This is a genomic window from Synechococcus sp. BA-120 BA3 (assembly GCF_034931285.1).
Lineage (GTDB): Bacteria > Cyanobacteriota > Cyanobacteriia > PCC-6307 > Cyanobiaceae > Cyanobium.
The window spans coordinates 1-2997 of sequence record NZ_JAYGHZ010000408.1 but is presented as its reverse complement, the minus strand read 5'-3'; the positions used below and the strand labels follow the sequence as shown (position 1 = coordinate 2997).

Genomic DNA, 2997 nt, shown 5'->3' with positions numbered 1-2997 from the left:
CAGCCGCAGGGCGGCCAGACCCAGGATGCCGCTGCCGCAGCCCAGATCGGCCACCCGCAGCCCCTCCAGGTCCGCTCCACGTCCTGCCCGCGTCCGCTCGCCTGCGAGGGCTTCCAGCGCCTCCAGGCAGAGGCGGGTGGTGGGATGGCTGCCGGTGCCGAAGGCGCTGCCCGGATCGATGCGGATCACCAGCCGCCCGGCCTGCTCGGGCGGCACCTCCAGCCAGGCCGGCAGCACCAGCAGCCGCTCCCCCACCGGATCGGGCCGCCAGTGGCTCTTCCAGCTCAGGCTCCAGTCCTCATCGGCCTGCCGCTGCCAGTGGACCTGTGGCAGCGCCACCTGGAAGGGTTCCCCCAGCGGGGCCAGGGCCCGCTCCAGCTCCTGGCGCTGGTCGGCGGGCCAGTCGCTCTCCGGCAGCCAGGCCAGCAGCTGGCGCTGCTCCGGCGCCTCGGGCGGGTGCTGGAGGGCCACCCGCGTTACGCCCAGGAGCGGCAGCTTCCAGAGCAGGGACTCCTCCAGCTCGGCCGGGGCGGCCATCTCCAGCCGCCACCAGACCAGGCCCATCAGAGGGTGACCGGGTGGGCGGCCTGGATGCCGTTGATGCCGTGGATCACCGCCAGCAGGCTGGGGGGGATCGGGTCGTCGAGGCTCAGCACCATCACGGCGTCGCCGCGCACGATGCGGCGGCCCACCTGCATCGAGGCGATGTTGACGTTGTGCTCGCCGAGCAGGGAGCCCAGCTGGCCGATGATGCCGGGCATGTCCCGGTGGCGGGTGAAGAGCATGTGACGGCTGGGCGTCACGTTCACCGGGAATTCGTCGATGGTGGTGATGCGCAGTTCGCCGTCGGTGAACACCGCGCCGGTGACGCTGTGGTTGCCCCGCGGGCTGCGGGAGCTGAGTTGCAGCGAACCGCCGGCGAAGTCGCGGCTGGCGTCGTCCTTCACCTCCAGCACGTGGATGCCGCGCTCCTTGGCCTCCAGGGTGGCGTTGACGTAGTTGATGCTGTCGCCCAGGGCGGCCGAGAGGATGCCCTTGAGCGCCGCCACCACCAGGGGCTGGGCGGGGTGGGAGGCGAATTCGCCCTGCAGGCGCACCTCCAGCTCGCTGATCTGGCCGCCGGCCAGCTGGCTGAGCAGCAGGCCCAGGGTTTCGGCCAGCTGCAGGTGGGGCTTGAGCAGCTCCATCACCTCGGGGGTCAGGCCGGGGATGTTGACGGCGCTGCGGGCCGGCAGGCCGAGGAGCACGTCCCGGATCTGCTCGGCCACGTCGATGGCCACGTTCTCCTGGGCTTCCTCGGTGGAGGCGCCCAGGTGCGGGGTGAGGATCAGCCGCTCCTTGACCAGACGCAGGGGGGAATCGGCCGCCAGCGGCTCCTTGGCATAGACGTCGAGGGCGGCGCCGGCGATGACGCGGTTCTCGACCGCATCGGCCAGGGCCTGCTCGTCGATGATGCCGCCGCGGGCGCAGTTCACCAGGCGGGCGGTGGGCTTCATCGTGGCCAGCAGCGCCGCGTTGACCAGGTTCTCGGTGTCCGGCGTGCGGGGCAGGTGCAGGCTGACGTAGTCGGCTTCGGCGAACAGCTGGGGCAGGGGCAGCAGGCGCACCTGCAGCAGCTGGGCGCGCTCGGCGGAGATGAACGGGTCGTAGGCGGCCACGTCCATGCCCAGGGCCCGGGCGACCCGGGCGACGTGGGAGCCGATCTTGCCGAGGCCCACCACGCCGAGGGTCTTCTTGTAGAGCTCGTTGCCGACGTAGGTCTTGCGATCCCAGCCGCCGGCCATGGTGCTGGCGTGGGCGTGGGGCACGTGCCGCGAGAGGGAGAGCATCAGCGCCAGGGCGTGCTCGGCGGCGGCGATCGTGTTGCCCTCCGGCGAGTTGACGACGATCACGCCGCGGCGGGTGGCGGCGGGCACATCGACGTTGTCGACGCCCACGCCGGCCCGGCCGATGATGCGCAGATGGCTTGCGGCCTCGATCACCTCGGCGGTCACCTGGGTGCCGGAGCGGATCATCAGCCCCTCGTACTCGCCGATGCACCCCACCAGCTGCTCCGGGCTCAGGCCCGTGCGCACGTCCACCTGGGCGACCTGGGAGAGGATGTCGATCCCCGCCTGGTCGATGGGATCGGAGACCAGAACCTTCGTCATGTCCGGCAGCGGTGGGGAGGGCGGGGGGTGCGCCCCCAGGGGGGCAGGCCGGAGGTGCAGTGTAGAGAGCGGTGCGGAGACGAGCCCATGTCCCTGAGTGTGGTGGTCGTGCTGGACGACCGGGACCGCCTGCATGCGCTGCGGGACCGGTTGCAGGCGCTTCAGCCGGCCCCGAGCCGGGTCGTGCTGATCGGCAGCGGTGAGGCGACCATGTCGGATGTGGAGCGGCTCGATCCGGCCACGGCCCGGCGGCGGCGCCAGCAATCGATGGTGCGCTGGCTCCTGCCCTTCGGCTTCCTGGCCGGACTCACCTTCACCCAGATCACCGATCTGCACACGTTCAGCTTCGCCGGCGCCTACGGGGAGCCCCTGATCGGCGGCCTGCTGGGCATGGGCTCCGGCTGGATGGGCAGCTTCGCCGCCGCCGCCAGCGTCAGCTCGGAGGAGGACGACCGCATCCGCATCCTGCGCAACCGGCTCGATGAAGGCTGCTGGCTGCTGCTGCTGGAGGCCCCCGTCGGCCGGGAGATCCCCTGGACCACCATCCAGCTGGCCCGACCGACGGCGGTCGTGCGGCTGGACGACACCTGAGGCGCGGGAGCCATGCTGCCACGACGGGACCTGCTGGAGGGGAGTCGCCACCCGGAGGAGCTCGGGGCCCTGTTCAGCCTGGCGGAGACGGCCCTGCGCACCTGGGAGCCCCAGGTCAGCGGCTTTCTCGAGGCGGCGGTGCGGGAGGAGGCCGAGGACCGGCTCGGTGCCCTCAGCGAGCTGAGCCTCGCCAGTGACGGCGGCCACCCCGGCGCCGAGCGCCGCTGCCTGCTGCTGGCGCGCACCGGACAGGCGC

Annotated in this window: 3 protein-coding genes and 1 pseudogene; 2 read left to right on the top strand and 2 right to left on the bottom strand. The window is 72.2% G+C overall.

The window, feature by feature from the left end; translation table 11 throughout:
* Together VB737_RS16040 and serA are read right to left on the bottom strand one after the other, a co-directional pair.
* On the bottom strand, positions 1 to 564 hold a 564-nt coding region (locus VB737_RS16040; RefSeq protein WP_500314425.1), incomplete at its 3' end, for a 50S ribosomal protein L11 methyltransferase.
* The gene (gene serA / locus VB737_RS16035) at positions 564 to 2150 is read right to left on the bottom strand and encodes a phosphoglycerate dehydrogenase (RefSeq protein ID WP_500314424.1); all 1587 of its coding nucleotides are present in this window, start codon (positions 2148 to 2150) and stop codon (positions 564 to 566) included. The genes VB737_RS16040 and serA, both read right to left, overlap by 1 nt.
* Positions 2151 to 2237: 87 nt before the next feature.
* Between serA and VB737_RS16030 the strand changes: the two genes are divergently transcribed.
* Together VB737_RS16030 and VB737_RS16025 are read left to right on the top strand one after the other, a co-directional pair.
* The gene (locus VB737_RS16030; protein ID WP_500314423.1) at positions 2238 to 2741 is read left to right on the top strand and encodes a hypothetical protein; all 504 of its coding nucleotides are present in this window, start codon (positions 2238 to 2240) and stop codon (positions 2739 to 2741) included.
* Positions 2742 to 2753: 12 nt separating this feature from the next.
* A pseudogene (locus VB737_RS16025) lies at positions 2754 to 2997 on the top strand (photosystem II S4 domain protein); the annotation flags it as partial.

What these genes read in the sequence shown, in the direction of transcription:
- VB737_RS16030 (WP_500314423.1), top strand. Translation starts at nt 2,238, where the DNA reads ATGTCCCTGAGTGTGGTGGTCGTGCTGGACGACCGGGACCGCCTGCAT.
- serA (WP_500314424.1), bottom strand. Translation starts at nt 2,150, where the DNA reads ATGACGAAGGTTCTGGTCTCCGATCCCATCGACCAGGCGGGGATCGAC.